A 25554-nucleotide genomic window follows, 5' to 3' on the forward strand; every position below is an offset into this window, starting at 1 on the left:
CAACGATGCGCCTGGAGGCACTTCATGGCACTCCCCACCTCTCCCCCGCGGCGACCGCGCGGGCAGTACGCCAAGACCGCCGCCCGGCGCGCCGAGATCGTGGCCGCGGGCCTGGAGGTCTTCTCCGCGAGCGGCTACCACGCCGCATCGCTGCGCGAGATCGCCGAGAAGGTCGGGCTCAGCCAGGCCGGCGTGCTGCACCACTTCGCCAACAAGTGGGAGCTGCTCTCCGCGGTGCTCACCCTCCGCGACGACCACTCGATCGTCCGGGTGCCCAGCGGCGACGCCGTGCCCGGGATCGACACCGTCCGCGCGCTGATCGACCTGGTCGCCTACAACACCGAGATCCCCGGCCTCGTCGAGCTGCAGTGCGTGCTCTCGGCGGAGGCGACCCACGCCGACCACCCGGCGCACGCGTACTTCGCGAACCGCTACCGCTTCATCGTCGACCTGTTCACCGGCGCCTTCGGCGACATGCTGACCCGCGGGCAGCTGGTGCCGGGCGTGGATCCGCGCAGCGCCGCGATCCGCGTCATCGCGACCATGGACGGGCTGCAGGTGCAGTGGCTGCTGCAGCGCGACGCCCTCGACATGCAGGCCGAGTTCCGGCGCACCGTTCAGACCCTGACCACCGTGGAGGTGTGACCGTGGGCTTCTCCCGCGAATCGACCCTGGCCGCCGTCCTCGACCACGGGGAGGCGGGCGACGTCGTGCGCCGCTTCGTCCCGGGTGTCGTCAACTCGCCGCTGCTGGTGCAGCTGCGCTCCGCTCCTGTCGGGCTCGTCGTGGGGATGGACCCGCTGCTGAAGTCGGACCCCGAGCGCGAGGCCTCGTTCTGGGCGGCGCTCGACGCGGTCGACGACTCCGGAGCGGCGGCGCCGCGGCCGGAGCGGGTGGCCGTGCTGCCGCGCGCGGACTACGAGGGCGAGGACGTGGCTGTCGCGTCCGCGGTGGTGCGACCGGTCGCTCCGGGCACCGTGTGGGCGCCGGCCGAAGTTGTCGTCGACGGGCCGTCGCACGGCAATCCGTTCGTGGACGTCGAGTTCTCGGCGGAGTTCTCGCTCGGGGCCGAGACGGTGCGGGCCGGCGGCTTCTACGACGGCGACGGGGTGTACCGGGTGCGCTTCCTGCCTCCTGCCGCCGGCGTCTGGAGCGTGACCACCGCCTCCACCGCGCGCTCGCTCGACGGGCTCACCGCCTCCGTGACCGTGGAGGCCGCCCTGCCCGGCGCGCACGGGCCGGTGCGGGTCGCCGACACCTTCCACTTCGCGCACGAGGACGGCACCCGGCACCTGCCGCTCGGCACGACCGCCTACGCCTGGACGCACCAGACCGAGGCGCTGCAGGAGGCGACCCTCGCGACGCTCGCGGAGGCGCCGTTCACCAAGGTGCGGCACTGCGTCTTCCCGAAGGCGTACCTGTACAACACCAACGAGCCGGAGCTGTACCCGTTCGAGCGCGACGGCGACGGCTGGGACTTCGACCGGCCCGTGCCCGCGTTCTTCCGCCGGCTGGAGGAGCGGGTCGCGGATCTCGACGCGCTCGGCATCCAGGCCGACGTGATCCTCTTCCACGCCTACGACCGCTGGGGCTTCTCGGACATGGGCCGCGCGGCCGACGACCTCGTCACCCGCTACGTGGTCCGGCGCCTGGCCGCCTCGCCGAACGTCTGGTGGTCGCTCGCCAACGAGTACGACCTGCTCTGGTCGAAGAGCGTCGACGACTGGGAGCGCCTCGCCGCGCTCGTCGTCGCCGAGGACCCGGTGGGCCACCTGCTCTCGATCCACAACTGCTTCGGCTTCTACGACTACTCCCGGCCGTGGATCACGCACGCGAGCGTGCAGCGGATCGACGTGTACCGGACCGCCGAGAACACCGACGCCTGGCGCGAGCAGTGGGGCAAGCCGGTCGTGATCGACGAGTGCGCCTACGAGGGCGACATCGACCAGGGCTGGGGCAACATCACCGGCGAGGAGATGGTCCGGCGGTTCTGGGAGGGGGCGATCCGCGGCGGCTACGTCGGCCACGGCGAGACGTACCTCAACGACCGCGAGGAGCTGTGGTGGTCGAAGGGCGGCGAGCTCGTCGGCGACAGTCCGGCGCGCATCGCGTTCCTGCGGCGGATCACGGCCGAGATGCCGGACGGGCGGATCGACCCGCTGCCCTCGGACTGGGACGCGCCCTGGGGCGGGGGCGGCGGCGTGCAGCTGGTCTACTTCGGCTTCAACCGGCCGCGGTTCCGGCAGATCGTGCGGGACCCCTCCGACTCCTGGATCGTCGACGTGATCGACACCTGGGGGATAACCGTGTCGCGGGTGCCCGGGGTGTTCTCCGGGTCGTTCCGGGTGGAGCTGCCGGCGCGGCAGTTCATGGCCGTGCGGCTGACGCGGGTGGTGTCGTGAGCGGGGGCGTGGGCGCGGGCGCGGGCGGGGACGCTGGCGCGGGCGTGGGCGCGGGCGCGAGCGGGGACGCGAGCGGCGTCATGGGCGCTGGTGCGGGCGGCGTCGCGAGCGGCGTCATGGGCGCTGGTGCGGGCGGCGTCGCGAGCGGCGTGCCGCCGCGGGTGCGGGTGATCTCGGACAACGACTACTCCGGCGACCCGGACGGACTGGTGCAGCTCGCGCAGCACGCGCTGTCGGAGTCGGTCGAGCTGGCGCTGGTCGTCGGCTCGCGGCTGCGGCCGGGCGACCCGTTCGATCCCTCCAACCGGACCGCGGACAACGCGGCCACGGCGGCGCGCGAGGTGCTCGCGCACTGCGGGCGCCCGGACGTGCCGGTGGTGGCGGGGTCGAACACCGCTGACGGGAGTGTCGTGTCGGAGGCGGCGCGCGCGATCGTCGCGGAGGCGCTGCGGGACGACCCGCGGCCGCTGTACCTCTGCGCCGGCGCCGGGCTGACCGAGGTCGCGGCGGCCTTGCGCCTCGAGCCGTCGATCGCGTCGCGAATGACGCTGGTCTGGATCGGCGGACCGGAGCACCCGGGCCTGGCCGTCCCTCCGCCCGGCGCGATGCCGATCGAGTACAACCTGCTGATCGACGTGCCCGCCGCCGCGGAGGTGTTCGCGTCGGCCCTGCCGATCGAGCAGTTCCCGCGCGACGCCTACCGGCAGCCACTCGCCTCCGTCGCCGAGCTGCGCGTGCGGATGCGCACCGCCGGCGAGCTCGGCCGGCACCTCTTCGACGCCCTCGACGGCGTCTTCCGCATGGGCGTCGCGCACGGCCTCAGCTTCGGCGAGACCTACGCCCTCGGCGACAGCCCGCTCGTCCTCGCGACCGCCCTGCTCTCCGCCTTCGAGCCCGACGCCTCCTCCAGCCGCACGGCACGCGTGCCCCGCCCCTCGATCACCCCCGACGGCCAGTACGGCCCCCGCGCCGGCGACGGCCCCGACCTCCGCGTCTACACCCACGTCGACACCCGCCTCCTCCTCGAGGACCTCTACGCGAAGCTCGCCCTCCGCGCCGCGGACGCCTGACCGCGGCCGCGCCGCCGCCCACGCAGCGGCACCCCCATGCTGGTCGAGTAGCCGCGCAGCGGCGTATCGAGACCCACGCCCGCTAGCGCGCCGGCCTCACGCCCCCGCCCCTGCCACGGCGGATCTCGATACGCCCTCTGCGAGGGCTACTCGATCAACAAGAAGCACATGCTGGTCGAGTAGCCGCGCAGCGGCACCCCCATGCTGGTCGAGTAGCCGCGCAGCGGCACCCCCATGCTGGTCGAGTAGCCGCGCAGCGGCGTATCGAGACCGACGCGTCCGAGCGCCGGCCGCACGTCTCGGGCTGGATCCGGCTCGCGGTTCGCCACTTTCTGCGGTTCTGAGCCGGCGGGACCCGCAGAAAGTGTCGAATCGCGACGAGCGGCGCCCGCGATCCGGCGCGAACGGTCGTCCGCATGCGCGGCGGACGACCGTTCGTGACGGGTGGGCGGGGGCAGCGCGGGTCAGTGCTGCGGGTCGCCGCCGAGCTGGCCGATGGGGGGCAGGGGGCCGCCGTCGTCGGCGCCGGTGCGGCGCCAGCGGGCGACGGCGTTGCCGAGGTGGTAGATCACGAGGGCCGCGGCCGCGCCGAGGACGATGCCGCCGAGCTCGAAGCCGCCGGAGCTGAAGGAGAAGCCGGCGATCGCGATCACGAGGGAGACGGCGGCGGTGTACTGGTTGACCGGGCGGGAGAAGTCGACGCGGTTGTCGATCCAGATCTTGATGCCGATGACGCCGATGAGGCCGTAGAGCGCGGTGGTCGCTCCACCGAGGACGCCGGCGGGGATCGAGTTGAACACGGCGCCGACCTTGGGCGAGAGGCTGAGCAGCACGGCGGTGACGCCGGCCACCCAGTAGGCGGCGGTGGAGTAGACGCGGGTCGCGGCCATCACGCCGATGTTCTCGCCGTAGGTGGTGGTGCCCGAGCCGCCGAACGCGCCGGAGACGGTGGTCGCGATGCCGTCCGCGATCAGGGCACGGCCGGTGTGCTGGTTGACCGAGGAGTCGGTCATCGTCGCGACGCCGCGCACGTGTCCGACGTTCTCGGCGATGAGCACGAGCACGACGGGCAGGAACATCGCGATGCCGGACCACGTGGATCCGGACGCGAAGTCGGGGAAGCTGAACGGCGGCAGGCCGACCCAGGCGGCGTCGGCGACGGCGGAGTAGTCGATCTCCTGGCGGATCAGCGCGACGACGTAGCCGATCACGACGCCGACGAAGATCGAGACGCGGCCGAGGAAGCCGCGGAAGAAGACGCTGCCGAGGATGATCGCGGCGAGCGTGACCGTCGCGGTGACCGGCGCCTGCTGGAAGCTCGACCAGGCGGTCGGGGCGAGGTTGAAGCCGATCAGCGCCACGATCGCGCCGGAGACGGCCGGGGGCATCAGGCGGTCGATCCAGCCGAGTCCGGCGAACTGCACGACGAAGCCGACGAGCGCGAGCAGCACGCCGACGGCGACGACTCCGGCGAGCGCCGACCCTGTGCCGCCGACCGCCGTCGCCGCGGTGACCGGAGCGATGAAGGCGAAGCTCGAGCCGAGGTAGCTGGGCAGCTTGTTGCGGGTGATCAGGAGGAACAGCAGCGTGCCGACGCCCGAGAAGAGCAGGGTCGTGGCGACGGGGAAGCCGGTGAGCACGGGCACGAGGAAGGTCGCGCCGAACATGGCGACGACGTGCTGGATGCCGATCGCGACGGTCGCGGGCCAGTTGAGCCGCTCGGCGGGGCCGACGACGGCTCCGGGCGCGACGGTGCGGCCGTCGCCGTGCAGGGACCAGATGGGCATGGGGCTCCTCGGCGGGAAGGGGATGGGGGCGCTTCAGAGTAGCGAGGCGGCGGGCGGGCGGCGGCGCCCTCCCGTGACGCAGCCGGGAGCCGGGTCGGCGCGCCGGTGAAAGAACGGCGGGCGTGCCGGACAGGAGGGAGCATGAGGCACATGCCAGCTCCCCTCGCGGGTCCCGACCGCTTCGCCGCGCTCGCCGGCGTGGTCGCCGACCCCGTCCGCCGCTACCTCTGGCGCCGCACCGACGAGGCCACGGCCGACGACGTGCTCGCCGCCACCCTCGCCGTGCTCTGGCGCCGCGTCGCCGACGTGCCGGAGGACGATCCGATCGCCTGGTCGATCGGCGTCGCCCGGCTGCAGCTGCAGAACGCGCGCCGGATGCAGCGCCGCCAGGTCCTGCTCACCCACCGGATCGCCGTGGTCGACCCGCCGCAGGAGGTGCGCGACCCGGACGGGCCGTCCGCCACCGACGACGCCGTGCGCTTCGTACTCTCGCGGCTGCGCGAGTCCGACGCCGAGCTGCTGCGCCTGTGGTCGTGGGAGGAGCTGGACGCCCGCGGGATCGGCGAGGTCCTCGGGATCACGCCGAACGCCGCGTCGATCCGGCTGCACCGCGCCCGCCAGCGCTTCGCGGAGCTCTACGAGAGCCGCGCCGCCCAGGACCCGACGACCTCAGAAGGAGGAGCACGATGACCGCGATCGAGGACTCGGAGCTGCGCCGCCTGGTGCGCTCGACCGACCCGGCGGAGGGGCTCGCCCCGCTCACCCGCGCGCAGCTCGCCGAGCACCGGGAGCGGGCGATGGGCGGGCAGGCGACGGGCGGGCCGGCTGTGGGCGGGCAGGGCACCGACCCCGGCGACTCCGACCCCCACGACTCCGACCCCGCCGCCGTCCGCCGCCGCCGCTCCCCCTGGCTGATCGTCGGGGTCGGCGCGCTCGCGGTCGGCGCCGCCGCGTCGCTCCTGCTCCCCTTCGCCCTCGGCGTCACCACCGGCGGCTCCGCCTCCGCGCTGCGGCTGCCCGCGACCGGCGGGCCGATGGACCAGTGCGCCCCGGTCACCGCCGAGGCGCTCGCTCCGTCGCAGCTCGCCTTCCGCGCCGAGGTCGCCTCGATCGACGACGGCACCGTCACCCTGCGCGTGATCGACCGCTTCGCCGGCGACGTCGGCGACGCGGTGACGGTGACCCAGGCGGCGGAGTCGGCCGTCGACGGCGCCCCGATCGTCTTCGAGCGCGGCATCGACTACCTGATCGCCGCCGACGGCGACACGATCCTCACCTGCGGGCTGAGCGCGGCCGACTCCCCCGAGCTGACGAGCCTGTACCGGGAGGCGTTCGCGCAGCGGTAGTCGCCGGCCTGAGGCGGTACGCGGCGGCCTCAGGCGAACAGCCCGAGCACCCACCCGAGCACGAGCGGGCCGAAGGCCACGGCGAGCACCCCGAGCCCCAGCACGAAGCCGACGAGGCTCACGCGGGCGCCGCGCAGCGTCTCGTCCGCGCTCAGCCGGCTCCGGGCGCCGAGCGCGAGCACGATCGCGACGACGGCGAGCGCCGACGCGAGCAGCGGGACGCCGACCAGCAGCGCGCCGAGCACCGCGACGCCCGCACTCGCGATCGCGCGGGAGTCGACCGGTCGCGGAGTCGTGCGGGGATGCTCGATCATGCTCCGAGCCTCGCACAGAGCGGCGGACCGGGGCGAGCACCCGCCCGGTCGCACGCGCACCCCCTCGGTGGCAAGGGGCTCTGCAAACGCCAGGAGCGCGGCGGAGGGTGGGAACACCGACGATCCTTCTGGAGGCAATGGTGTACTTCCACGTTCAACGACTCATCAACGACATCGAGCAGGACGAGCCGGATCCGGCCGCCGCGAACGCGCTGCAGGAGGGCCTCGGCGGGCAGTTCGGCGAGATGCGCACGATGATGCAGTACCTCTTCCAGGCGATGAACTTCCGCGGCGCGGACGCGAAGCCGTACCGCGACCTGATCCAGGGCATCGGCACCGAGGAGATCGGCCACGTCGAGCTCATCGGCACGACCATCTCGCGCCTGCTCGACGGCTCGCCGCGCTACCAGGGCAAGCCGACCGACCCGCTGGACACCCCCGGTGCCGGCGGCGCGACCCCGCTGAACATCGCGCTCGACACGGGCAACATCCACCACTACCTCGTCGGAGCGCAGGGCGCCCTGCCCGTCGACTCGGTCGGCAACCCGTGGAGCGGCAGCTACGTCTACAACTCGGGCAACCTCGTGCTCGACCTGCTCTACAACCTCATGCTCGAGTCGACCGGGCGCCTGCAGAAGTGCCGCATCTACGAGATGACGCAGAACAAGACCGCGCGCTCGACGATCGCCTACCTGATCGTCCGCGACCAGGCGCACGAGAACGGCTACGCGAAGGCGCTGGAGACCCTCGGCATCGACTGGAAGAAGACCCTGCCGATCCCGAAGACCAACGCCGAGAAGTTCCCCGAGGTGAAGAAGCTGGTCGACCTCGGGCTGCAGAGCAAGCAGTTCACCTTCGACCTCGAGGGCGCGTCCGAGGCGGGCAAGATCTTCCGCGGCGCCTCGCCCTCGAACGACGGCACCGACCTCTCGGCGAACGAGCAGGCCCCCGAGGGCGTGCCGTCGACGATCGCGCCGGAGCGCTTCGAGGAGTTCTCGCCCGGGCTGGACCCCGAGCTGCTGAAGCTCATCCAGACCACCGCCGAGATGGAGCTGGACGAGATCACCTCGTTCTACGGCCCCACCGCGAAGTAGCACGACCCCTCCGGTCCCGCGCGGTCGCTTCCGCGCGGGACCGGTCCGTTCCCAGGAGACAGGCCCATGCCGACCTTCCGGTTCCTCGAACCCCACCGCGTCGCGGGCGTCCCGCTGCGCGAGCTCGGCGACGGACTCGCGCTGATCGGCGACGGCGACGTCCTGATCCGCAGCGTCACCCTCGCGCACCGCGAGATCTCCCCCGGCGCGCTCTTCGCCGCGCTGCCCGGCCGGCGCCGGCACGGGGCGGACTTCGCCGACGAGGCCGCCGCGGCAGGAGCGGTCGCCGTGCTCACCGACGAGGCCGGGCTCGGTGCCGCGCGGGCGAGCGGCCTGCCGGTGCTGGTGTCCGCGGATCCCCGGGCCGCCCTCGGCGGGATCGCCGCCCGCGTCTACGGCACCGACCGCGACCGCCCCCAGCTGCTCGGCGTCACCGGCACCAACGGCAAGACCAGCACCGTGCACCTGCTCGACGCGGTGCTGCGCCGGCTCGGCGTGCCCTCCGGCCTCAGCTCGACCGCCGACCGCCGCAGCCGCGACACCGTCGTCGCCAGCCGCCTGACCTCGCCCGAGGCGCCCGAGCTGCACGCACTCCTGGCCCGGATGCGCGAGGACGGCGTCGAGTCCGCCGCGATCGAGGTCAGCGCGCAGGCGCTCATCCGCTCGCGGGTCGACGGCCTCGTCTTCGACGTCGCCGGCTTCACCAACCTCAGCCACGACCACCTCGACGACTTCGGCGACCTCGGCAGCTACCTCCGGGCGAAGCAGCGGCTCTTCCGCCCGGACCGCAGCCGGCGCGGCGTCGTCGTCGTCGACACTCCGGAGGGGCGGACGGTCGCCGCGGAGGCGGAGGTCCCGGTCGTGACCGTCGGCGCCGCCGCGGAGGCCGACTGGCGCCTGGACGTGCTCTCGCTCACCGCCGACGCGACCCGCTTCCGCCTGACCGCGCCCGACGGCTGGACCCTCAGCACCTCCGTCCCGCTGATCGGCCGGCACATGGCCTCCAACGCGGCGCTGGCGCTGGTGATGCTGATCCAGGCGGGACACGACCGGGACGCCGTGGCCCGGGCGGTCGCCGACGGCATCGACGTCGCCGTCCCCGGCCGCACGCTGCTCGTCTCCGGCGAGGCCGGCCCGCGCCTCTACGTCGACTTCTCGCACACCCCTGACTCCGTCGCCCGGACCGTCGACGCCCTCCGCGAGGTCACGCCGGGCCGGGTGCTGGTGATCCTCGGCGCGGACGGCGACCGCGACCCGAGCAAGCGCGCGCCGATGGGCCGCGCCGCCGCCGAGCGCGCGGACCTGCTGATCGTCACCGACCACCACCCGCGCTTCGAGGACCCCGCGCGGATCCGGCGGGCGCTGCTCGACGGCGCCCGCGACGGTCGCTGCGAGGTGCAGGAGATCGCCGAGCCCGCGCAGGCCGTGCGCGCCGCCGTCGGCCGGGCCGGGGCGGACGACTCGATCCTCTGGGTCGGCCCGGGCGACACCGACTACCGGGTGGTGCTGGACCAGGACCTGCCGTACTCGCCGCGCGCCGATGCGGCGCTCGCCCTCGCGGAGGCGGGCTGGGCGGTCTGAGCCGCCGGCGCCCGCGGGCCCGTGCTTGACTGGCCGGGTCGTCGCGACCGGAGGGGGTGCAGGTGTTCTCCTCCCTCCCCGTGCGCCGGGTGCAGAAGCACCCGTCCGCGCTCGAGTCCGTCGTCTGGCCCGCGACCCTGCCGCCGGTGCGCCAAGTGCTCGACGAGGGCTGGGACCTCGGCCCCGTCTCGGTGATCACCGGTGAGAACGGCTCCGGCAAGTCGACGCTGCTCGAGGCGATCGCCCTCGCCTACGGGCTGAACGCCGAGGGCGGCTCGACCGGCGCGATGCACTCGACCCGCGTCTCGGAGTCGGACCTCTCGCAGCAGCTGCAGCTGGTGCGCGGGGCCGGCGCCTCGAAGCGCGGCTTCTTCCTCCGCGCGGAGACGATGCACGGCTTCTTCACCTACCTCGAGGACATCGGCCTCGGCGACGCGGACTACCACGAGCGCTCCCACGGCGAGTCGTTCCTCGACATCGTCGTGAACCGCTCCCGGATCCGCGGGCTGTGGCTGCTCGACGAGCCGGAGTCGGCGCTCTCGGTCTCGGGCTGCCTGGCGCTGATCGGGCAGCTGCGGTCGCTGGTCGCGGGCGGCTCGCAGGTGATCCTCTCGACGCACTCGCCGGTGCTCGCGGCGCTGCCGGGCGCGGACCTCTACGAGCTCGGCGAGTGGGGCCTGCGCCGCGCGGAGTACGACGACCTGGACCTCGTGCGGACCTGGCGCGGCTTCCTCGGCGACCCGCAGCGGTACCTCCGGCACCTCGACTGACCGGGTCCGCGCACAACATCAGCTGAGAAGGGTGGGCCTCCTCTGTGGGGGGAGGGACCCCCTTCTCAGCTGATGTTGTGCAGCGCTCACCGGCAGGCCGGCGCCGTCAGGCCGTTGAAGGCGAAGCTCTCGCCAGGATGGGCGGGCCGGATCGACGTGCGCAGGTGCTCGAAGGCGGCCTGCGTCGTCTCGCCCGCTCCGGCCGTCGCCGCGCACTGCAGCGACGACGAGGCGAAGGAGTCGACGACCGGGCCGGAGCCGTCGGCAGCCTCCGCCGCGATCTCGGCGCCGATCGCGTAGCCGCTCCCCCGGCCGGTCAGCGCCGTCATCGTGCCGAGCACTCGCGGCCAGAGGACGGTGTCGCGCAGCGAGCGCGGGGCGGACTCCCCCGGCGACCCCGTCAGCTCGACGTTCAGCACCGCGCCGTTCAGGCGGACCGTCGACTCCCGCACCCCCGAGAAGGAGCCGTCGATCTCGCGGGCGAGGCGGACGATCTCGTCGGCCGGGCGCTCCTCCTGCACGCGGATCACGGCGGCGCCGCGTGAGTCGGTCGCGGGCTGCTCGATCGTCCAGTCGAGGTCGCCGCCGGTGATCGCGGAACGCTGCTCGAGGAGGAGATCGAGCGCGTCGAGTGCGGTCGCCGCACTGGTCGGGGCGAGGACGATCGCGAGGACGCGGTAGGACTCGACCGTCCGCACCGAGAGGCTCCCGTCGATGCCGCGGCGCAGTCCGTCCCAGGCCTCGACGGGTGCGGTCCGATCCCGCAGATCCGCGATCGTCAGGGAGTCGTCGCCGGCCCGCAGCACCAGCTCGCTCGAGCGCCGCCCCGCCGGAGCCGTGCGGAGCGCCGCGTCGATCGCCTCGGACGCCGTGGCCGCGACGGCGACGAGGCGCTCCGCCGGGCAGTCCTCCCGGGCGGTGACCTCGACGTCGAAGACCGCCTGCTCACCGCGCACGGGGAGCGGCGCCGGCCGCCAGTCCGCCCTCGCGCTCTCGACGCAGTCGTCCGCCGACAGCGCCCGCTCGAGCCCCTCCGCCGGACCCGTGCCGGTCGCGACGACCGCGACCGCGATCAGCACCCCGGCGCCCGCGAGCGCCCGTCCCCGTCGTCCCACGCCGATACCCCCGTCTCTGCTTGCTGCCGTGCGGTCGAGGTGACAGTATCGACATTCGATACGAAACGCACGACTTTCGATACGTCCGGCCACGCTGCCGACGGACCTTCCGACCCAGGAGCCCCGCATGCCCCGACCCGTCCTCCTCGCGCTCCGCACGCTCCTGCTGGTGCTGCTGCTCGGCTGCGTGCTCGTGCAGCTCGCCGTCGGCCCGGTCGCCCGCGAGGCGCTCGACGGCGGGCCGGTCGACGCGGTGCTCGTCGCCGTCGTGGTCGCCGGGCTGCTCTGCGTCGAGGCCGTGCTGATCGCGGTCTGGCGGCTGCTCAGCCTGGTCCGCGACGACACGCTCTTCGCGGGCGACCACCGCTCCGACCTCTGGGTCGACCTCGCCATCGGCGCGTTCGTCGCCGGTGCGGTGCTGGCCGTCGTCGGCGCCGTCGCCTCGCTCGCCGCGGTGCCCGCGCCCCTGCCCGCCCTCGCCTTCGGTCTCGTCGCCGTGGCGAGCGCCACCACCGCGCTGATCGTCGTGGTGATGCGGCGCCTCCTGCACCTCGCGGTGGCGCAGCGCAGCGAGCTCGCCGAGGTCGTCTGATGGCGATCGTCCTGCACCTCGACGTCGAGCTCGCCAAGCGCAAGATGTCGGTGACCGACCTGGCCGCCGCGGTCGGCATCACCACCGCGAACATCTCGATCCTCAAGAACGGCCGCGCCAAGGCGGTCCGCTTCTCCACCCTCGACGCGATCTGCGCGGTCCTCGACTGCCAGCCCGGCGACATCCTGAGTCGCGTCCCGGATGAGGAGGGGAGCGATGCCGAACTCGTCGGCGGCGCCGCCCGCTGAGCGACCGGCGCACCTCGACCGCCGGATCTTCGCAGCGGGGGCTTGGCAGCTCGTGGCGGTCGTCCTCCTCGGCGTGCTGGGGCCGATCGCCCCCCTCTACCGCGTCGCCGGCACGAGCGGGCAGGAGGCGCTGGCCTGGGGAACGATCGTGGTCGGCGACGTCGTGCCGTCGCTGCTCGGCATCGAGCTGGTGATGCTCGCCGGCGGTCCGATCTGCCTCCTGGCCGGCTGCATACTCCCCGGGATCCCGCGGGAGCCGTCGAGGGCCAGGACCGCCCTCGGCGTCCTCAGTGCCGTCCTCCTGATCGTCTGCGTGCCGTGCGCCGTCTTCTTCTCGCTGCTGTTCAGCACCAGCACCTACTCCGTCCTCCCGTCCGCGAGCGACGACGGCTGCCGCGTCGTGGTGCGCGAGTTCGGGTTCCTCCGCGCGGCGGGCGGCTCCCTCGGCCTGGTGCGGCCGGGCTCGGTCGTCGCGGAGTGGGTCGAGGACTACTCGGCGTCGGACGGCTATCAGCCCTTCCGCGCGGGCAGCTACGAGCTGCGGTGGAGCGGGGAGACCGCGCGGCTGCGCGTAGGACTGACCCCCGCCGACCCGGTCTCGCTGGATGGCGACGGCCTGCTCGACTGCTCCCGCTGAGAGCGCTCCCTCCGCACCCCTCGAAGGGGGACATCGGGCGCGCTCGATCGTCTCCGTGCCGAAACAGCCGCGCAACATCCGGCTCCGAGACTGGGGAGGCTCCAAGCCCCCTCCCACTCGATCCGAAGGTTGTCGCTTGTCCACCACCCCCTCGTTCCGGAGGGTCGTCCGACTCTCCGCCGCCACCGCCCTGTGCACCGGACTCGCACTCGGCACCGCCCTCGCCGCCCCCGCGGCGCTCGGCGCGACCACTCCCCCCGTCGACGCGGCCGCCCCCGCGGTCGTCGACCTGAGCATCACCGACGCCCTGGCGCTCCTGCAGTCCGGCGCGACGACGTCCGTCGCCCTGACCCAGCGCTACCTCGACCGCATCGCGGCCTACGACGACCCCTACGGCGACCAGCCCGGACTCGCCGCGGTCATCCTGGCCAACCCGGACGCGCTCGCCACCGCGGCCGAGCTCGACGCCGAGCGCGCGGCCGGCACGATCCGCGGACCGCTGCACGGCATCCCGATCCTGGTGAAGGACAACTACGCCACGTTCGACATGCCCACCACCGCGGGCAGCGCCTCGCTGCACACGTACCAGACGAAGCTCGACTCGACGGCCGTGCAGCGCCTGCGCGACGCCGGCGCGATCATCCTCGCGAAGACCAACATGGCCGAGTTCGCCTGGCACGGCACCTACACGCTCAGCTCCGAGCGCGGCCGCACCAACAACCCCTACAACCAGGCGAACAGCGCCAGCGGTTCGAGCGGAGGCACCGGCGCGGCCGTCGCCGCCGGCTACGCCCCCGCGGGCCTCGGCACCGACACCTGCGGCTCGATCGTCGGACCGAGCGCGCACCAGAGCCTCGTCGGCTACCGGCCGACCATGGGCCTGACCAGCGTCACGGGCATCGTCCCGCTGTCGCCGCGCCAGGACGTCTCGGGCCCGATGACGACGACCGTCACCGACGCGGCCCTGCTGATGGAGGTGCTGGCGGGCTACGACCCGACCGATCCGCTGACCGTCATCGCGGACCAGCAGGACAGCTCGACCTACGTCGAGGGCCTCAGCGACACCGCCCTCGAGGGCAAGCGCATCGGCTACGTGCGCTGGGACTACGAGGAGGACCCGGCCCGTCCGGGCCTCGCCGAGACCACCGGGCTCGTCGACCAGGCCGTTCGCGACCTGGCCGCCCAGGGCGCCGTGATCGTGCCGGTGCCGACCTTCACCCGCGAGTTCGTGTCGGAGACGCTGGTGAGCGGCGGCTACCTCGACCTGCGCCCGGGTATCGACGCGTTCTTCGCGGACACCGAGGCGACCTGGCCCGAGGGCCTCGCGGGTCTCACGGAGCCGGCCGACGCGCTGACCTTCTCGGACGTCATGGCGGACGGGAAGACCTCGCTGCTGCCCGACGACGTCGCGTTCTTCAACAGCAACGCGGACATCCCGAACCCCGCGTACGACGCGGCGATCGCGGCCCAGGACGCGGGCAAGCTGGCGATGGACCAGTTCTTCATCGACAACGACCTCGACGCCCTGGCCATGCCGACCAGCGCGACGGCGGCGACCCCCGACTGGGCGGGCACGACGTTCTGCGACGTCGGCGCGAACACCGGCGTCCCGACGGTCTCGCTGCCGGCCGGCTTTACCTCGACCGGAACCGCCGCCGGCCTCGAGCTGGCCGCCCCGCGCAGCCAGGACGCGGCACTCCTCGCGATGTCGTACGACTACGAGCAGGCGACGCTGAATCGCGTCGCCCCGGCATCGACCCCGGAGCTGGCCGCCGCGCCGACCCCGGAGCCGACGGCCTCGCCCACCGCGCCGCCGGTCGAGCCGACGGCGGAGCCCACCGTGGCGCCGACGGCGGAGCCGACCGTGGCGCCGACCGCTGAGCCGACCGCGACCGCCGGTCCCGTCGCTCCGGCGCCGACCGCGACGCCCAAGCCCACGGCGAAGCCCGGTGCCGCTCTCGCGCACACCGGGGCCGAGGGCACGACGGGGCTGGCCGCGCTGGCCTTCGCCCTGATCGCCGGCGGCGCGGGCGCTCTCGCGCTGACCGCGACGCGCAGGCGCACCGCCCAGAAGTAACCACCGCACGGCAGGCGGGGTCGGCGGGTTCCGCCGGCCCCGCTTCCGCGTCTCGGCCACGCAAGAGCTTCCGCGGCTCGGGCGGCGCTCCATGCTGATCGAGTAGCCCGCGCAGCGGGCGTATCGAGATCCACCACCGCCGGAAGACGAGTCTGCAGACCCTCCCTGCTGACAACGCCGGGTCTCGATACGCCCCTCCGGGGCTACTCGACCAGCATGATCTGCGGGCGTCCCTTCGGCATGCAAGCGGGCTGCGGCCCAGCGGCTCGGCCGGCGCCGCCCCCTGCTGATCGAGTAGCCCGCGCAGCGGGCGTATCGAGATCCACCACCGCCGGAAGTCGAGTCAGCAGATCCCGCACGCTCAGGCGGCCACCGCGACCGGCTCGATCCGCGCCCGCGGCGCCCAGCCGACGGCGATCGCCGCGACCGCGAACGAGACCTGCCCGACCCACGGCAGCACCGCGGACACGACCGACGCATCGCCCCCGCTGGTCGCGAACGAGTCGGCGATGGACATCCCGATGCCGAAGCCCGTGAAGAAGCGGAAGAAGATCGCCGCGCCGACCAGCGACAGCATCACGATCACGAGCCGCCGCGGCGTGAGGGCGTCGCCCGCGCGGTGCACGGCGAGCGCCGCCACGAACAGCGCGGGCACCGTCCAGAAGGCCGCCCAGATCGCGGTCGCGACGAGCGTGCCCGTGATCGAGAACCCGTCGCGCTCGGCCAGCAGCCGGTAGATCGTGGCGAGATCAGTGCCCGGCACCTTGGTGAGCGGGTTCCAGACCAGCAGGTCGATCCCGCCGACCACGACCACGGCGACGACGAGCGCCGCCCCGCCCAGCGCGATCGGCACCCGCCGCGCCCGCGACGCGGTCCGGTGCTCCCACGCGATCGGCCGCGTCCCGCCGATCACCGCGACACCGGTCGCCAGCCCCGCGCTCGACACCAGGAAGCCCAGGAGCGGCAGCCACCACGGCGCCCCCGGCACCAGCACGCCGCCCGCCACCATCGCCGGCCCCGCGATCGCCGCGAGCAGCGACACCCGCGCCGTCCGGGTCTCGGCGGCGCGCGCGGCCCCCGCCATGTGCGCGGCGCCGACCAGCCCGACGACGAGCGCCAGCCCGATCAGCACTCGGCCCGTCGCCTGCATCACCGTGAGCACCCCCGCGGAGACCCCCTCCGGCACCACTCCCCCGCCGGTCAGGTACCCGCCGATCAGGATCACCGCGGCCGCCGTCAGCAGCCCGAGTCCGCGCCGCGCCAGCCGCCGGGGCCGGAGGAACCGCGGCTCTCCCGAATGCACCGGCAGCCCGCGGTCGAGGGTGGCGCTGAGCACGAGCGCGCCGAGCACGACGTCGCGGCGCCGCAGCCCCGCTTCGTCCGCACCGGCGACGTCGGCCCGCCACTCCTCGAGGTAGCGCTGACGGGCGAGCGGCGGGAGCAGAAGGGCCAGGAGTCGCAGCAGCAGGTCGATCACGCCCGGGCCTCCGCCCCGGAGAGCCGCACCGGCCGTGCCGCGGCGGCCTCGAACCGCGCGACGGCGGTCGCCGCCGCCTGCGCCCCCTCGCTCGTCAGCTCGTAGAGTCGGCGCCGCGGACCGCTGCGCTCGGTGTCCGCCTCCCACGCCGACGACACCCAGCCGGCCCCCTCGAGCCGCTCCAGGATCGGGTACACACTGCCTGCCGGACGCCCCGTGCCCTTGATGACGAGCATCCCCCAGGTCGGCCCGGAGGCGTCGAGGAGCGCGCGGAGCACGTCCGCGGTCGCGGCGGTCATACGGCTGAGCGGAGTCATGCGCCGAGGCTACCTATATAGAGATAGGACGGTCAACCGCGCGCCTGCGATACTCGCGGCATGACTGCCTACAACCCCGCCGCGTATCCCGAGCCCACTCCCGGCACCGGCCCGCAGCCCCCGAAGACCGGCAACGGCCTCGGACTCGCCTCGCTGATCATCGGCATCGTCGCGCTCGTCGGAGCCGTGATCCCGATCGTCAACTACGTCTCCGGCTTCGTCGCCTTCGTCGGCCTGGTGCTCGGCGTCATCGCGCTGTTCCTCAAGGGCAGGAAGAAGGGGACGGCCATCGCCGGCACGATCCTCAACGCCCTGGCGATCGTGCTCGCGATCATCCTGGCGATCGTCTACACCGCCGGCTTCGCGAGCGGCATCTCGAACGCGATCGCGACCGCGCAGGCCTCGGCCACCTCTGGCACTCCCCAGACCCTCGTCTACGAGGTCACCGGAGCGGGCACGAGCACGTCGATCGTCTACTCCACCCTCGACGGCGCGAACTCCGGCGTCGAGCAGGCCGCCGCTCAGCCTCTCCCCTTCACCAAGGAGCTGCAGGTCGACAGCACCGCCTTCCAGGCGTTCTCCGTCACCGCGACGAACGGCGCCGACGACGAGGGCGACATCACCTGCCGCATCACCCTCGACGGCGAGATCCTCGCCGAGGAGACCGGCACCGGCGCCTTTGGCTCGGCCGTCTGCATCGCGACCCCGCAGTAGCTGTGTCGTTCGAGCCACTTGACCCGCCCTCCGCCGCGGCGGATCTGCGGGGCGACGAGGCGTTCGTAGGGATCGACGCGCAGGTCCTCGACTTCTGGCGCTTCGCGATGAGCGATCTGCGGATGAACAACACCCGCGGCTACCTGGCGGAGTTCCTGGTCGCGAGAGCCCTGGGCCTCCAGGACGTTCGCCGGGTGGAGTGGGAGGCGTACGACCTGCTCTTCGAGGGCATCAGCGTCGAGGTGAAGTCGTCCGCGCTCCTGCAGGCCTGGCCGCAGGAGCGGCACAGCCGGTTGTCGTTCAGCGGGCTGCGCACCGGACCGCGGGGCTCCCGGACTCTGAATGCGGACGTGTACGTGTTCTGCACGCAGACGTCCGTCCGCCACTCGGAGTACGACCCGCTCGACCTGGCGGAGTGGACCTTCCACGTCGTCTCTCGGAAGGCGCTCGACGCTACCGCCGGCGACTCGATCGGTCTCGCGGGAGTAGAGAGGATCTCGGGAGGCGCGACACCCTGGGCCGGGCTCGCCGATGCCGTCCGCGAGGCTCACCGAGGATCCCCGGAGCGCTGACCCGGACCCCGTCTTCGGGGCGAGCCGACAGCATCGCCCCGCACCGAGGACCGGCTACGCCCTAGCCTCCGACCATGGAAGAACTCTTCGCCGCCGTGCTCGGCGCCGTGGTCGGCGCCGGAGCGACCCTCTACGTCGAGTCCCGCCGGCAGTCCTCCGCCGAGAAGAAGGCGGAGTGGAACGCTCTGGACCTGCTGCTGCTCGACCTCGGGCGGCGACGGGTCTTCCTCGTCCCAGGACGGACCCTCGTCCCGGGCACCGACACGTCGCCCGGCTCGGACTTCGACCGGATGAAGCGCTCCGTCCTGTCGATGCGGACGCAGATCGCCGAGGTCATGCGGTCGCTGCGCCCGAAGTCCCCTGCCCGCGGACCCGTGCGCGCGATGTACCGAGCGTGCAACAGCTTCCTCGAGTCGGCGGAGCGCTCGCCCGACCGGCACTGGATCACGGCCGACGACCTGCGCATCGCGCTGGGTGAACAGGCGGAGATCATCGCCGGCTCGTCGAAGGGGAACGTGGAGGTGGTGCTGCCGGGATCCGAGGCGCTCTGAGCGGGCTCGATGCCGGTCCTTCCAGGTGCTCCGAGCAGAAGTGCTCCCCCGCAGCCAGGACACGCGCCGCTGTCTGCCAGCATGAAGACCTGCACTCGACGAGGGGGAGGGTCTAGACCTCACCGGGCTCGCCATCGACGCGACGGCGGGATTCGAACCCGCGTCAGCGGTGTTGCAGACCGCTCCCTGGCCTCTCGGGCACGCCGCGACGGCGGCGGAGAGTGCGCTCGGGGAACGCGATCCGCCTCCGCCCAGGGTGGTCCGGGCGGAGGCGGAACGGAAGGCGCGTGACGCCGTGTGGCCGATCGTTGCGGAGCGTGACGGCGCCGCGCACGGCTGAGGCGGACCCGACGCGGTCGACGGATCCGCCTCCGACGGCTACTTGCGGAACATCCGCGCGGTCGTCTCGAAGAGGCCGGCGACCGGGCGCTGCTGCTCGCCCTGCTGGGCGCCGAGGATGATGATGACCGCGGTCAGCACCGGGATCGCCCACTGGGTGACCTTCTGGACGCGAAGCGCGGTGGTCAGCTCGTCGGAGTTGCTCGAGGACGCCTCGGTGACGCCCTTCGCGCCCTCGTCGGCGTGCTTGGCCTGGGTCGCGCCGGCGATCGCGGCGGTGACGGAGGCGGCGCCCGCGAGACCGGTGACGATCGTCTTCACGACCGTGTTGGTGCGGCTCTCCTGCTGGTTCGCCAGGCGGGTCTTGTTGGCGAGGATCAGGCCGATGCCGCCGACGCCGTGGGCCGCGATCGCGGCGAGCTGCACGGGGGTCCAGCGGGCCCAGCCGTTCGCGGCGAGGCGCAGGCGCTCGGACGGGTCGGAGGAGGTGGACGCGGCGCCGTTCAGGCCGACGGCGCCCATCAGGGAACCGCCGAACCAGGCGGCGGCGCCGAGGTCGTGGAGGCTGCGGACGAGTGTGTTGCGTGAGGGCATGGAGGCCTCTTCCTGTGCGGGGATCGTCTCGGGTGGCTGGCTCCTGACGGTACGCGCGTGCCCGCGAATGACACGGGGCTTGACCTCTCGCCCGCGGCGCGCTCGAGTGGAGCGGTACCGATCCGAGGAGCGAGCACGATGAGCGACGACACGACCGACGACGAGAAGCGCGGGATCCGCGACGACTTCCACGACGCCGTGAACATGACGGCGAAGGAGATCGAGTCCTGGCTCGAGAAGGACGAGTCGAAGGAGGTCGGCCAGAAGCCGGCGAGCGGCGGCGAGTCCGTCGGCCACCACAGCGGGCGCCGGATCATCGACATCCTCGGCACCAAGCAGGCCGACCTCAGCGAGGACGACTACGCGCACATGAAGAAGGTCACCGCGTACGTCGCCCGGCACTCCAAGCAGCGGCCCTCCGGCGACGTCACCGAGACGAAGTGGCGCTACTCGCTGATGAACTGGGGCAACGACCCGCTGAAGGGGTGAGCCGGGCCTCGCTGCCGAGGCGTCCCCGAACGGTCGAGACGTCCCTGTACAGCGGGACGCCTCGATGGGAGCGGGACGCCTCGGCGGCCGACGTGCCTGCGGTGGGCGGATCTCGATACGCGCGCTGCGCGCGCTACTCGATCAGCATGGAGGGGGCGCCCGCCGAGCATGCTGGTCGAGCAGCCGCCGCAGGCGACACCATGCTGGTCGAGTAGCCGGCGCAGCCGGCGTATCGAGACCCACCCCGTCAGCACCGCCGCCGCAGGCGTCCGACCCGCGGCCCCGCCGTCAGTCGACCGCGCAGCTCGCGTCGATCGGGCCGATCACGCCGTCGGTCACCGGGACGATGCCGCAGTTCGGGAAGCCCGCGCGCGGACGGTGCGCGGGGTCGATGGCGCGCAGGAGGCTGCCGAGCACCGTGCCGTGGGTGACGACGAGCACGTCGCCGTGCTCCGCCGCAGGCAGGATCAGCGCGAGCGCCGCCTCCACCCGCTCCCGCACCGAGGCGGCCTTGTCCGCGCGGCCGGAGGGGTCGTGCCGGTGGATCGCGTCGATGACGCTGTCCAGGCCCGCGTCGGTCATCCGCGGCCAGTCCGCCGAGGCCGGCACGTACGAGTAGCCGTGGTCGGCGAAGACCGGCTCCCAGAGCGACGCGTTCGGCTGCCCCTCGAAGCCGCCGAAGTGCCACTCCCGTAGCGTCGTCGTCGGCACCGGCTCGATCGACGGATGCCCGGCGAGCGCCGCCGCGGCCGTGGTCCTCGTGCGCGTCAGGTCGCTCAGGAACGCCGCGACCAGCGGCACCCCGCGCATCCGCTCGCCGAGGGCCGCGATCTGCCGCTCGCCCCGTGCGGTCAGCGGCGAGTCGCACCAGCCCTGCAGCTGGCCGTTGACGTTGAACAGCGTCTGGGCGTGCCGGACGAAGTGGACGGTGCCGCGGGTCATGGTGCTCTCTCCGTAGTGATGGATGGGACGCGAGCGCGAACTACTCCGGCGCCGCCCGCGCGATGTGCAGCGCCAGGAACGCCACCTCCTCGTTCGGCAGCTCCGCACCGTACTCCGCCCGCGCGAACGCGCGGACCCGCTCCGCCGTCGCCACCGCCCGCGGATACCGCGTGCTGAGGCTCGTGAAGAGGAAGTCGTCCGAGCTGACGAGCAGCCCGCCCGAGAAGAAGCGCTCGGCGAAGTACTGCAGGTGCGCCACGAAGCGCGCCGAGCGCAGGTCCTCGCGGTCCAGCGCGGCCCCGCTCGTGTGCTGGATGATCGCGGTCACCGAGCGGATCAGCTGCACGATCCGCAGCGAGTCGATGCCGACCTTGCCCAGCTCCGCGTTGGCGAGGTGGAAGGCCACGTTCGCCGCCTCGTCGTCCGGCACGTCGACGCCCAGCCGCGAGCGCATCGCCGCGACCGCCCGCTCCCCCACCGCGTACTGCACCGGGTACACCGAGCGCATCTCCCAGGCGAGCCGGTTCGCGACCGCGAGCCCGCGCCGCTGCCGCTCCACCGCGAAGTGCAGGTGGTCGGTCAGCGCGAGGTACACGTGCGGGTCGAGCTTCAGCCCCTGCTCCTCCGCGTCGGCGACGACCGCGCGGGTCAGCTCGACGAACTCCGGCGGGATCTGCGCCAGCAGCTCGACGAGGTTCCGCTGGTCGGCGTCGTCGAGCGCGACGAACACCTGATCCACCGCGGACGCCTCGATCACCTCGCCCGCCTTGGCGCCGAAGCCGATCCCCTTGCCGAGCAGCACCCGCTCGGCGCCGCGCTCGTCGACGACGAGCACGACGCTCGAGTTGAGCACCTTCTTGATGGTCTGCATGCGTGTCTCCGTCGACGGCGTCTGCGCGGCCCGGCGGGCAACTGGAGCGAGGAGGGTCATCCCAGGTCGGCGCCGTTGGACGCGATGACCCGCTGATACCAGAAGAAGGAGTCCTTCCGGTACCGGTTCGTGCTGCCGTGGCCGAGGTCGTCCATGTCGACGTAGACGAACCCGTAGCGCTTCGAGATCTGCGAGCTGGAGGCGCTGATCAGGTCGATCGGCGCCCAGCTCACGTAGCCGAGGAGCTCCACTCCCTCGTCCACCGCCTGGATCATCTGCTCGAAGTGCGCGCGGAAGTAGTCGATCCGGTAGGGGTCGTGGATGCGGGGATCCTCCCCCTCATTGTCCGATGCGACGAGCTCGTCCCGCATCCCGAGCCCGTTCTCGACGATGAACAGCGGCTTGCCGTAGCGGTCGTAGAGCTCGATCAGCGAGATCCGCAGGCCGACCGGGTCGATCTGCCAGCCCCACTCGCTCGACTCCAGGAACGGGTTCTTCACCCCGAGCACCGTGTTGCCGGGGGTGCGCTCGGCGTCGGGGCGCACCGACTCCGTCATCGACATGTAGTAGCTGAACGAGATGAAGTCGACGGGGTGCTCGCGCAGCAGCTCGGAGTCCCCCTCCGCGAACGGGATCTCGACGCCGCGCGCCGCGAGCGCGCGCAGGGCGAGGCGCGGGTAGGCGCCGCCGGCCTGGACGTCGGTGCAGAGGTAGAGCATCCGCTCCTTGGCCTGGGTGGCCGCGACGTCGTCGGGGTGGCAGGTGTTCGGGTAGGTCGTCAGCATCGTGAGCATGCAGCCCATCCGCGCCTCGGGCCAGAGCTCGTGCAACGTCTTCGTGACCGACGCCGACGCGACGAACTGGTGGTGCAGCGCCGTGTAGCAGGCCTGCTCGACACTGCCCTCGACGGTCTCCTCGATGATGCCGCCCGAGGTGAACGGGTGTCTGATGATCCCGTCGATCTCGTTGAACGACAGCCACATGTCGACCAGGTGGCCGAAGCGCTCGAAGCAGGTGCGGGCGAAGCGCTCGAACAGCTCGATCGTGCGGCGCTCGACCCAGGCGTTGTGCTTGAGGGCGAGGGCGAGCGGCGGGTCGTAGTGCGAGAGGGTGACGAGCGGCTCGATGCCCAGGCGGCGCATCTCGGTGAAGAGCGCGAGGTAGTAGGCGATGCCCTCCTCGAGCGGCTCCGCCTCCTCCCCCGTCGGGTAGAGCCGGGTCCAGGCGATCGAGACGCGGAGGGTGGTGAAGCCCATCTCCGCGAAGAGCGCGAGGTCGCCGGGGTAGCGGTGGTAGAAGTCGATGCCGCGGCGCTTGGGGTAGTACTCGGTGTCGTCGTCCGCCATCGCCGCGGTGATGCTCGCCACCGTGTTCTGATGGTGGATCGCGTACTCCTTGGGGTCGGCCTTGGGCTTGTAGGAGGCGACGTCACTGACGGCCGGCCCGCGCCCGCCCTCGCGCCACGCGCCCTCGACCTGGTTGGCGGCGAGTGCGCCGCCCCAACGGAATCCCTCAGGCAGCGCCATCGGCGAGCTCCTTCTCTTTCTGGGTGACGGTGATGATGGCATCCCCCGCCGACACGCGGTCGGCGGCCTCGATGAGCACGGTGTACTCGGCCGAGTTGGTGATCAGCACCGGGGTGGTGGTGTCGTAGCCCGCGGCGGTGATGGCCGCGAGGTCGGCGGTGAGCAGCAGCTGCCCGGCCTCGACGCGCTCGTCGACGGCGACGTGCACGTCGAAGGGCGCGCCGTCGAGCTGGACGGTGTCGAGGCCGACGTGTATGAGGGCCTCGACCCCGTCGTCGCGGCGCAGGCCGATGGCGTGCTTGGAGCTGAGGACGGCGATGACCGTCCCGGCGAACGGCGAGCGGACGACGCCGTCGGTCGGGCGGATGGCGATGCCCTCGCCGAGGACGCCGGCGGAGAAGACGGGGTCGTTCACCTCGCTGAGCGGGATGACGTCGCCGCTGAGCGGGGCGGTGAGGGCGGTCGCGTCGGCGGCGTCCTTCGCGACCACGTCGCCGAGGGCCTGGACGCTGGCGGAGGCGTCGTCGCGCCAGATGATGAAGGAGACGACGAACGAGACGGCGACGGAGATGAGGAGGCCGATGACCGCGTTGAGCAGGTTCCAGGGGTTGAGCCCGTCGATGAACATCGAGATGCTCGCGACACCCGGGCTGACCAGCGCGAACGCGGCGACCTGGGTGGCGCCGATGTAGGCGCCGCCGATGACGCTGCCCGAGATCACGGAGATCAGCGCGCGCTTGTTCTGCAGGGTGACGCCGTAGAGGGCGGGCTCGGTGATGCCGAAGAGGGCGGAGAGTCCGCCGGAGAAGGCGGTCGCGCGCAGGGCCGCGCTCTTGGTGCGCAGGGCGATCGCGAGGCTGGAGCCCGCCTCCGCCGCGTTGTGCGCGAGGGAGGAGGCGAGGTAGAAGGTGTCCTTGCCCGCGCTGGCCATCGTCGCGATGGTCGGCGGGATGAAGGCCTTGTGCATGCCGACCGAGATGATCAGCGGCAGGACGCCGGCGAGAAGGGCGACGGCCACCCAGCCGAGCGCGCCGTAGAGGCCGATCAGGGCGCCGGTGAGCATCGAGCCCAGCCAGTAGCCGAGCGGTCCGAGCAGGAAGATCGTGGCCGGCGCGACGATGACGAGGCACATCAGCGGGACATAGAAGGTGCGGATCGGTCCCCAGGAGTGCTTCGTGAAGAAGCGCTCGACGACCGAGAGCAGGAGGACCGCGAGGATCGCCGGGAACACCTGCGCGTTGTAGGCGATCACCGGGACGGGGATGCCGAAGAGGGCGACTCCGCCCTCCTGGTTGAGCAGCGTGGTGAAGGCCGGGAAGACGAGCACCCCGACGAGTCCGAGGGCGAGCGGCCGGTTCACGTCGAGCTTCTTGGCGCTCGTGTAGGCGACGAGGAGCGGCAGGAAGCCGAACACCGCGTCCGGGATGGCGGACAGCAGCTTGAAGTTGTCACTGGCCGGGTCGAGCCAGCCCACCGCGGAGGCGAGGACGAGGAACGACTTGAAGATGCCGGCGCCGGCGATGGCCGGGATGATCGGCGTGAAGACGCTGACGACGAAGTCCATGATCGTGGCGCCGAGCCGCTTGAGCGACCGGGGCTGCTTGGCCTTCGGGGTGGTCGCCTCGGTGCCGCCGCGCAGCTTCTCGACCGCCGCGTACATCTCGGCGACGCCGTTGCCGACGATGACCTGCGTCTGCGGCCCCATGACGACGCCGATCACGCCGGGCACCGCCTTCAGGGCGTCGACATCGGCCTTCTGGTCGTCCGCGAGCGCGAAGCGCAGGCGGGTCGAGCAGTGCTGCAGCTTCGAGACGTTGCCGGCGCCGCCGACGTGCTCGAGGATCGCCTTCGCGCTGTCCTGGGTACTCATCGGTACTCCTTCGGGTGTGTGGGGGACGCGCGCTTCCCTGCGCTGTGCTGCCCGGTGTCTTCGCTGCTTCCGTCGCTGTCCCCGCACCGTCATCGGCGCGTCAGGAGGCGTCCGGGCACAAAAAAAGGACCCGACGACGCTTCGTACGCGTTTCGTCGGATCCTGCCTGCACGACCAGTCACATGTCCGAGAGCGAACGTAACACGGGGGTGGCGGGGGCGTCAAAGTGCGGGCGGAGGCGCATCACGCCGGGCGGCTC

The 25554-nt window shown here is 72.7% G+C and carries 27 protein-coding genes and 1 tRNA gene; 16 read left to right on the top strand and 12 right to left on the bottom strand.

Annotated features, from left to right (window positions below; genetic code table 11):
* Positions 1–24 precede the first annotated feature (24 nt).
* The 3 genes from C1I64_RS12965 (at position 25) to C1I64_RS12980 (ending at position 3472) form a co-directional block, all read left to right on the top strand.
* Positions 25–645: a TetR/AcrR family transcriptional regulator gene (locus C1I64_RS12965; protein WP_127887478.1), complete on the top strand. Its 621-nt coding sequence runs from the start codon at positions 25–27 to the stop codon at positions 643–645.
* Between the two features lie 2 nt (positions 646–647).
* On the top strand, positions 648–2402 hold the full coding sequence (locus C1I64_RS12970; protein ID WP_164874540.1) for a DUF5605 domain-containing protein: 1755 nt from the start codon (positions 648–650) through the stop codon (positions 2400–2402).
* 80 nt (positions 2403–2482) lie between these two features.
* Complete coding sequence (locus C1I64_RS12980; RefSeq protein ID WP_208645125.1) at positions 2483–3472, top strand: nucleoside hydrolase; 990 nt, start codon at positions 2483–2485, stop codon at positions 3470–3472.
* A 146-nt stretch (positions 3473–3618) separates the two neighbouring features.
* On the opposite strand, the gene C1I64_RS12985 is transcribed toward C1I64_RS12980, so the two are convergent.
* Complete coding sequence (locus C1I64_RS12985) at positions 3619–3801, bottom strand: hypothetical protein (protein ID WP_127887479.1); 183 nt, start codon at positions 3799–3801, stop codon at positions 3619–3621.
* 135 nt (positions 3802–3936) lie between these two features.
* Positions 3937–5259, bottom strand: a complete 1323-nt coding sequence (locus C1I64_RS12990; protein ID WP_127887480.1) for a uracil-xanthine permease family protein — start codon at positions 5257–5259, stop codon at positions 3937–3939.
* A gap of 150 nt (positions 5260–5409) precedes the next feature.
* On the opposite strand from C1I64_RS12990, the gene C1I64_RS12995 reads away from it, so the two are divergent.
* Both C1I64_RS12995 and C1I64_RS13000 read left to right on the top strand, forming a co-directional pair.
* The gene (locus tag C1I64_RS12995; RefSeq protein ID WP_123446682.1) at positions 5410–5949 is read left to right on the top strand and encodes an RNA polymerase sigma factor; all 540 of its coding nucleotides are present in this window, start codon (positions 5410–5412) and stop codon (positions 5947–5949) included.
* Positions 5946–6605, top strand: coding sequence for a hypothetical protein (locus tag C1I64_RS13000; RefSeq protein WP_127887481.1), 660 nt, complete (start codon positions 5946–5948; stop codon positions 6603–6605). The genes C1I64_RS12995 and C1I64_RS13000 overlap by 4 nt, the downstream gene beginning before the upstream one ends.
* A gap of 29 nt (positions 6606–6634) precedes the next feature.
* On the opposite strand, the gene C1I64_RS13005 is transcribed toward C1I64_RS13000, so the two are convergent.
* Entirely contained in the window at positions 6635–6919 is a 285-nt protein-coding gene (locus C1I64_RS13005) for a hypothetical protein (protein ID WP_127887482.1), read from the bottom strand.
* Between the two features lie 140 nt (positions 6920–7059).
* On the opposite strand from C1I64_RS13005, the gene C1I64_RS13010 reads away from it, so the two are divergent.
* The 3 genes from C1I64_RS13010 to C1I64_RS13020 all read left to right on the top strand — a co-directional run bounded on the left by C1I64_RS13010 (position 7060) and on the right by C1I64_RS13020 (position 10364).
* The gene (locus C1I64_RS13010; RefSeq protein WP_127888570.1) at positions 7060–8013 is read left to right on the top strand and encodes a manganese catalase family protein; all 954 of its coding nucleotides are present in this window, start codon (positions 7060–7062) and stop codon (positions 8011–8013) included.
* A 66-nt stretch (positions 8014–8079) separates the two neighbouring features.
* Complete coding sequence (locus C1I64_RS13015) at positions 8080–9594, top strand: Mur ligase family protein (protein ID WP_127887483.1); 1515 nt, start codon at positions 8080–8082, stop codon at positions 9592–9594.
* Positions 9595–9650: 56 nt separating this feature from the next.
* Entirely contained in the window at positions 9651–10364 is a 714-nt protein-coding gene (locus C1I64_RS13020; RefSeq protein WP_243732839.1) for an AAA family ATPase, read from the top strand.
* 86 nt (positions 10365–10450) lie between these two features.
* Here the strand turns inward: C1I64_RS13020 and C1I64_RS13025 are convergent, their stop codons facing one another.
* Positions 10451–11479, bottom strand: a complete 1029-nt coding sequence (locus C1I64_RS13025; protein WP_127887484.1) for a hypothetical protein — start codon at positions 11477–11479, stop codon at positions 10451–10453.
* Positions 11480–11606: 127 nt separating this feature from the next.
* On the opposite strand from C1I64_RS13025, the gene C1I64_RS13030 reads away from it, so the two are divergent.
* From C1I64_RS13030 to C1I64_RS13045, 4 genes are all read left to right on the top strand, one after another.
* Positions 11607–12071 (top strand): DUF2975 domain-containing protein, encoded by a 465-nt coding sequence (locus tag C1I64_RS13030; RefSeq protein WP_127887485.1) that lies wholly within the window; start codon positions 11607–11609, stop codon positions 12069–12071.
* Complete coding sequence (locus tag C1I64_RS13035; RefSeq protein ID WP_123446688.1) at positions 12071–12319, top strand: helix-turn-helix domain-containing protein; 249 nt, start codon at positions 12071–12073, stop codon at positions 12317–12319. The genes C1I64_RS13030 and C1I64_RS13035 overlap by 1 nt, the downstream gene beginning before the upstream one ends.
* Positions 12288–12956 (top strand): hypothetical protein, encoded by a 669-nt coding sequence (locus tag C1I64_RS13040; RefSeq protein ID WP_127887486.1) that lies wholly within the window; start codon positions 12288–12290, stop codon positions 12954–12956. The genes C1I64_RS13035 and C1I64_RS13040 overlap by 32 nt, the downstream gene beginning before the upstream one ends.
* A gap of 136 nt (positions 12957–13092) precedes the next feature.
* Entirely contained in the window at positions 13093–15033 is a 1941-nt protein-coding gene (locus C1I64_RS13045; protein WP_244209475.1) for an amidase, read from the top strand.
* Between the two features lie 361 nt (positions 15034–15394).
* Here C1I64_RS13045 and C1I64_RS13050 read toward each other — a convergent pair whose 3' ends face one another.
* A complete protein-coding gene (locus C1I64_RS13050; RefSeq protein WP_127887488.1) occupies positions 15395–16510 on the bottom strand; it encodes a hypothetical protein in 1116 nt (371 codons plus the stop codon).
* Positions 16507–16827, bottom strand: a complete 321-nt coding sequence (locus C1I64_RS13055; protein WP_123446692.1) for a PadR family transcriptional regulator — start codon at positions 16825–16827, stop codon at positions 16507–16509. Before C1I64_RS13055 ends, C1I64_RS13050 begins: the two co-directional genes overlap by 4 nt.
* Positions 16828–16887: 60 nt before the next feature.
* On the opposite strand from C1I64_RS13055, the gene C1I64_RS13060 reads away from it, so the two are divergent.
* From C1I64_RS13060 to C1I64_RS13070, 3 genes are all read left to right on the top strand, one after another.
* Positions 16888–17541, top strand: a complete 654-nt coding sequence (locus C1I64_RS13060) for an MmpS family transport accessory protein (RefSeq protein WP_127887489.1) — start codon at positions 16888–16890, stop codon at positions 17539–17541.
* Between the two features lie 2 nt (positions 17542–17543).
* Positions 17544–18113, top strand: coding sequence for a hypothetical protein (locus C1I64_RS13065; protein WP_127887490.1), 570 nt, complete (start codon positions 17544–17546; stop codon positions 18111–18113).
* A 74-nt stretch (positions 18114–18187) separates the two neighbouring features.
* Positions 18188–18664: a hypothetical protein gene (locus tag C1I64_RS13070; RefSeq protein WP_127887491.1), complete on the top strand. Its 477-nt coding sequence runs from the start codon at positions 18188–18190 to the stop codon at positions 18662–18664.
* 137 nt (positions 18665–18801) lie between these two features.
* Here C1I64_RS13070 and C1I64_RS13075 read toward each other — a convergent pair.
* Positions 18802–18872 (bottom strand) — tRNA-Cys (locus C1I64_RS13075).
* A gap of 170 nt (positions 18873–19042) precedes the next feature.
* Positions 19043–19597, bottom strand: coding sequence for a hypothetical protein (locus C1I64_RS13080; RefSeq protein ID WP_123446696.1), 555 nt, complete (start codon positions 19595–19597; stop codon positions 19043–19045).
* A 138-nt stretch (positions 19598–19735) separates the two neighbouring features.
* On the opposite strand from C1I64_RS13080, the gene C1I64_RS13085 reads away from it, so the two are divergent.
* Positions 19736–20086, top strand: coding sequence for a DUF3140 domain-containing protein (locus tag C1I64_RS13085; protein WP_123446697.1), 351 nt, complete (start codon positions 19736–19738; stop codon positions 20084–20086).
* 288 nt (positions 20087–20374) lie between these two features.
* On the opposite strand, the gene C1I64_RS13090 is transcribed toward C1I64_RS13085, so the two are convergent.
* Genes C1I64_RS13090 through C1I64_RS13105 form a run of 4 tightly spaced genes read right to left on the bottom strand, consistent with a single transcriptional unit; the run spans position 20375 to position 25295 of the window.
* Positions 20375–21028 (bottom strand): histidine phosphatase family protein, encoded by a 654-nt coding sequence (locus C1I64_RS13090; RefSeq protein WP_127887492.1) that lies wholly within the window; start codon positions 21026–21028, stop codon positions 20375–20377.
* 40 nt (positions 21029–21068) lie between these two features.
* The gene (locus C1I64_RS13095; RefSeq protein ID WP_127887493.1) at positions 21069–21899 is read right to left on the bottom strand and encodes a PRD domain-containing protein; all 831 of its coding nucleotides are present in this window, start codon (positions 21897–21899) and stop codon (positions 21069–21071) included.
* 56 nt (positions 21900–21955) lie between these two features.
* On the bottom strand, positions 21956–23425 hold the full coding sequence (locus C1I64_RS13100) for a family 1 glycosylhydrolase (RefSeq protein ID WP_127887494.1): 1470 nt from the start codon (positions 23423–23425) through the stop codon (positions 21956–21958).
* Positions 23412–25295, bottom strand: a complete 1884-nt coding sequence (locus tag C1I64_RS13105) for a beta-glucoside-specific PTS transporter subunit IIABC (protein WP_127887495.1) — start codon at positions 25293–25295, stop codon at positions 23412–23414. Before C1I64_RS13105 ends, C1I64_RS13100 begins: the two co-directional genes overlap by 14 nt.
* Positions 25296–25554: the final 259 nt, after the last annotated feature.

This window comes from Rathayibacter festucae DSM 15932, assembly GCF_004011135.1.
In the GTDB taxonomy this organism is placed as follows: Bacteria; Actinomycetota; Actinomycetes; order Actinomycetales; family Microbacteriaceae; genus Rathayibacter; species Rathayibacter festucae.

What these genes read in the sequence shown, in the direction of transcription:
- C1I64_RS12965 (WP_127887478.1), top strand. Translation starts at nt 25, where the DNA reads ATGGCACTCCCCACCTCTCCCCCGCGGCGACCGCGCGGGCAGTACGCC.
- C1I64_RS12980 (WP_208645125.1), top strand. Translation starts at nt 2,483, where the DNA reads ATGGGCGCTGGTGCGGGCGGCGTCGCGAGCGGCGTCATGGGCGCTGGT.
- C1I64_RS12990 (WP_127887480.1), bottom strand. Translation starts at nt 5,259, where the DNA reads ATGCCCATCTGGTCCCTGCACGGCGACGGCCGCACCGTCGCGCCCGGA.
- C1I64_RS12995 (WP_123446682.1), top strand. Translation starts at nt 5,410, where the DNA reads ATGCCAGCTCCCCTCGCGGGTCCCGACCGCTTCGCCGCGCTCGCCGGC.
- C1I64_RS13000 (WP_127887481.1), top strand. Translation starts at nt 5,946, where the DNA reads ATGACCGCGATCGAGGACTCGGAGCTGCGCCGCCTGGTGCGCTCGACC.
- C1I64_RS13005 (WP_127887482.1), bottom strand. Translation starts at nt 6,919, where the DNA reads ATGATCGAGCATCCCCGCACGACTCCGCGACCGGTCGACTCCCGCGCG.
- C1I64_RS13015 (WP_127887483.1), top strand. Translation starts at nt 8,080, where the DNA reads ATGCCGACCTTCCGGTTCCTCGAACCCCACCGCGTCGCGGGCGTCCCG.
- C1I64_RS13030 (WP_127887485.1), top strand. Translation starts at nt 11,607, where the DNA reads ATGCCCCGACCCGTCCTCCTCGCGCTCCGCACGCTCCTGCTGGTGCTG.
- C1I64_RS13035 (WP_123446688.1), top strand. Translation starts at nt 12,071, where the DNA reads ATGGCGATCGTCCTGCACCTCGACGTCGAGCTCGCCAAGCGCAAGATG.
- C1I64_RS13040 (WP_127887486.1), top strand. Translation starts at nt 12,288, where the DNA reads ATGCCGAACTCGTCGGCGGCGCCGCCCGCTGAGCGACCGGCGCACCTC.
- C1I64_RS13055 (WP_123446692.1), bottom strand. Translation starts at nt 16,827, where the DNA reads ATGACTCCGCTCAGCCGTATGACCGCCGCGACCGCGGACGTGCTCCGC.
- C1I64_RS13060 (WP_127887489.1), top strand. Translation starts at nt 16,888, where the DNA reads ATGACTGCCTACAACCCCGCCGCGTATCCCGAGCCCACTCCCGGCACC.
- C1I64_RS13070 (WP_127887491.1), top strand. Translation starts at nt 18,188, where the DNA reads ATGGAAGAACTCTTCGCCGCCGTGCTCGGCGCCGTGGTCGGCGCCGGA.
- C1I64_RS13080 (WP_123446696.1), bottom strand. Translation starts at nt 19,597, where the DNA reads ATGCCCTCACGCAACACACTCGTCCGCAGCCTCCACGACCTCGGCGCC.
- C1I64_RS13085 (WP_123446697.1), top strand. Translation starts at nt 19,736, where the DNA reads ATGAGCGACGACACGACCGACGACGAGAAGCGCGGGATCCGCGACGAC.
- C1I64_RS13090 (WP_127887492.1), bottom strand. Translation starts at nt 21,028, where the DNA reads ATGACCCGCGGCACCGTCCACTTCGTCCGGCACGCCCAGACGCTGTTC.
- C1I64_RS13095 (WP_127887493.1), bottom strand. Translation starts at nt 21,899, where the DNA reads ATGCAGACCATCAAGAAGGTGCTCAACTCGAGCGTCGTGCTCGTCGTC.
- C1I64_RS13100 (WP_127887494.1), bottom strand. Translation starts at nt 23,425, where the DNA reads ATGGCGCTGCCTGAGGGATTCCGTTGGGGCGGCGCACTCGCCGCCAAC.
- C1I64_RS13105 (WP_127887495.1), bottom strand. Translation starts at nt 25,295, where the DNA reads ATGAGTACCCAGGACAGCGCGAAGGCGATCCTCGAGCACGTCGGCGGC.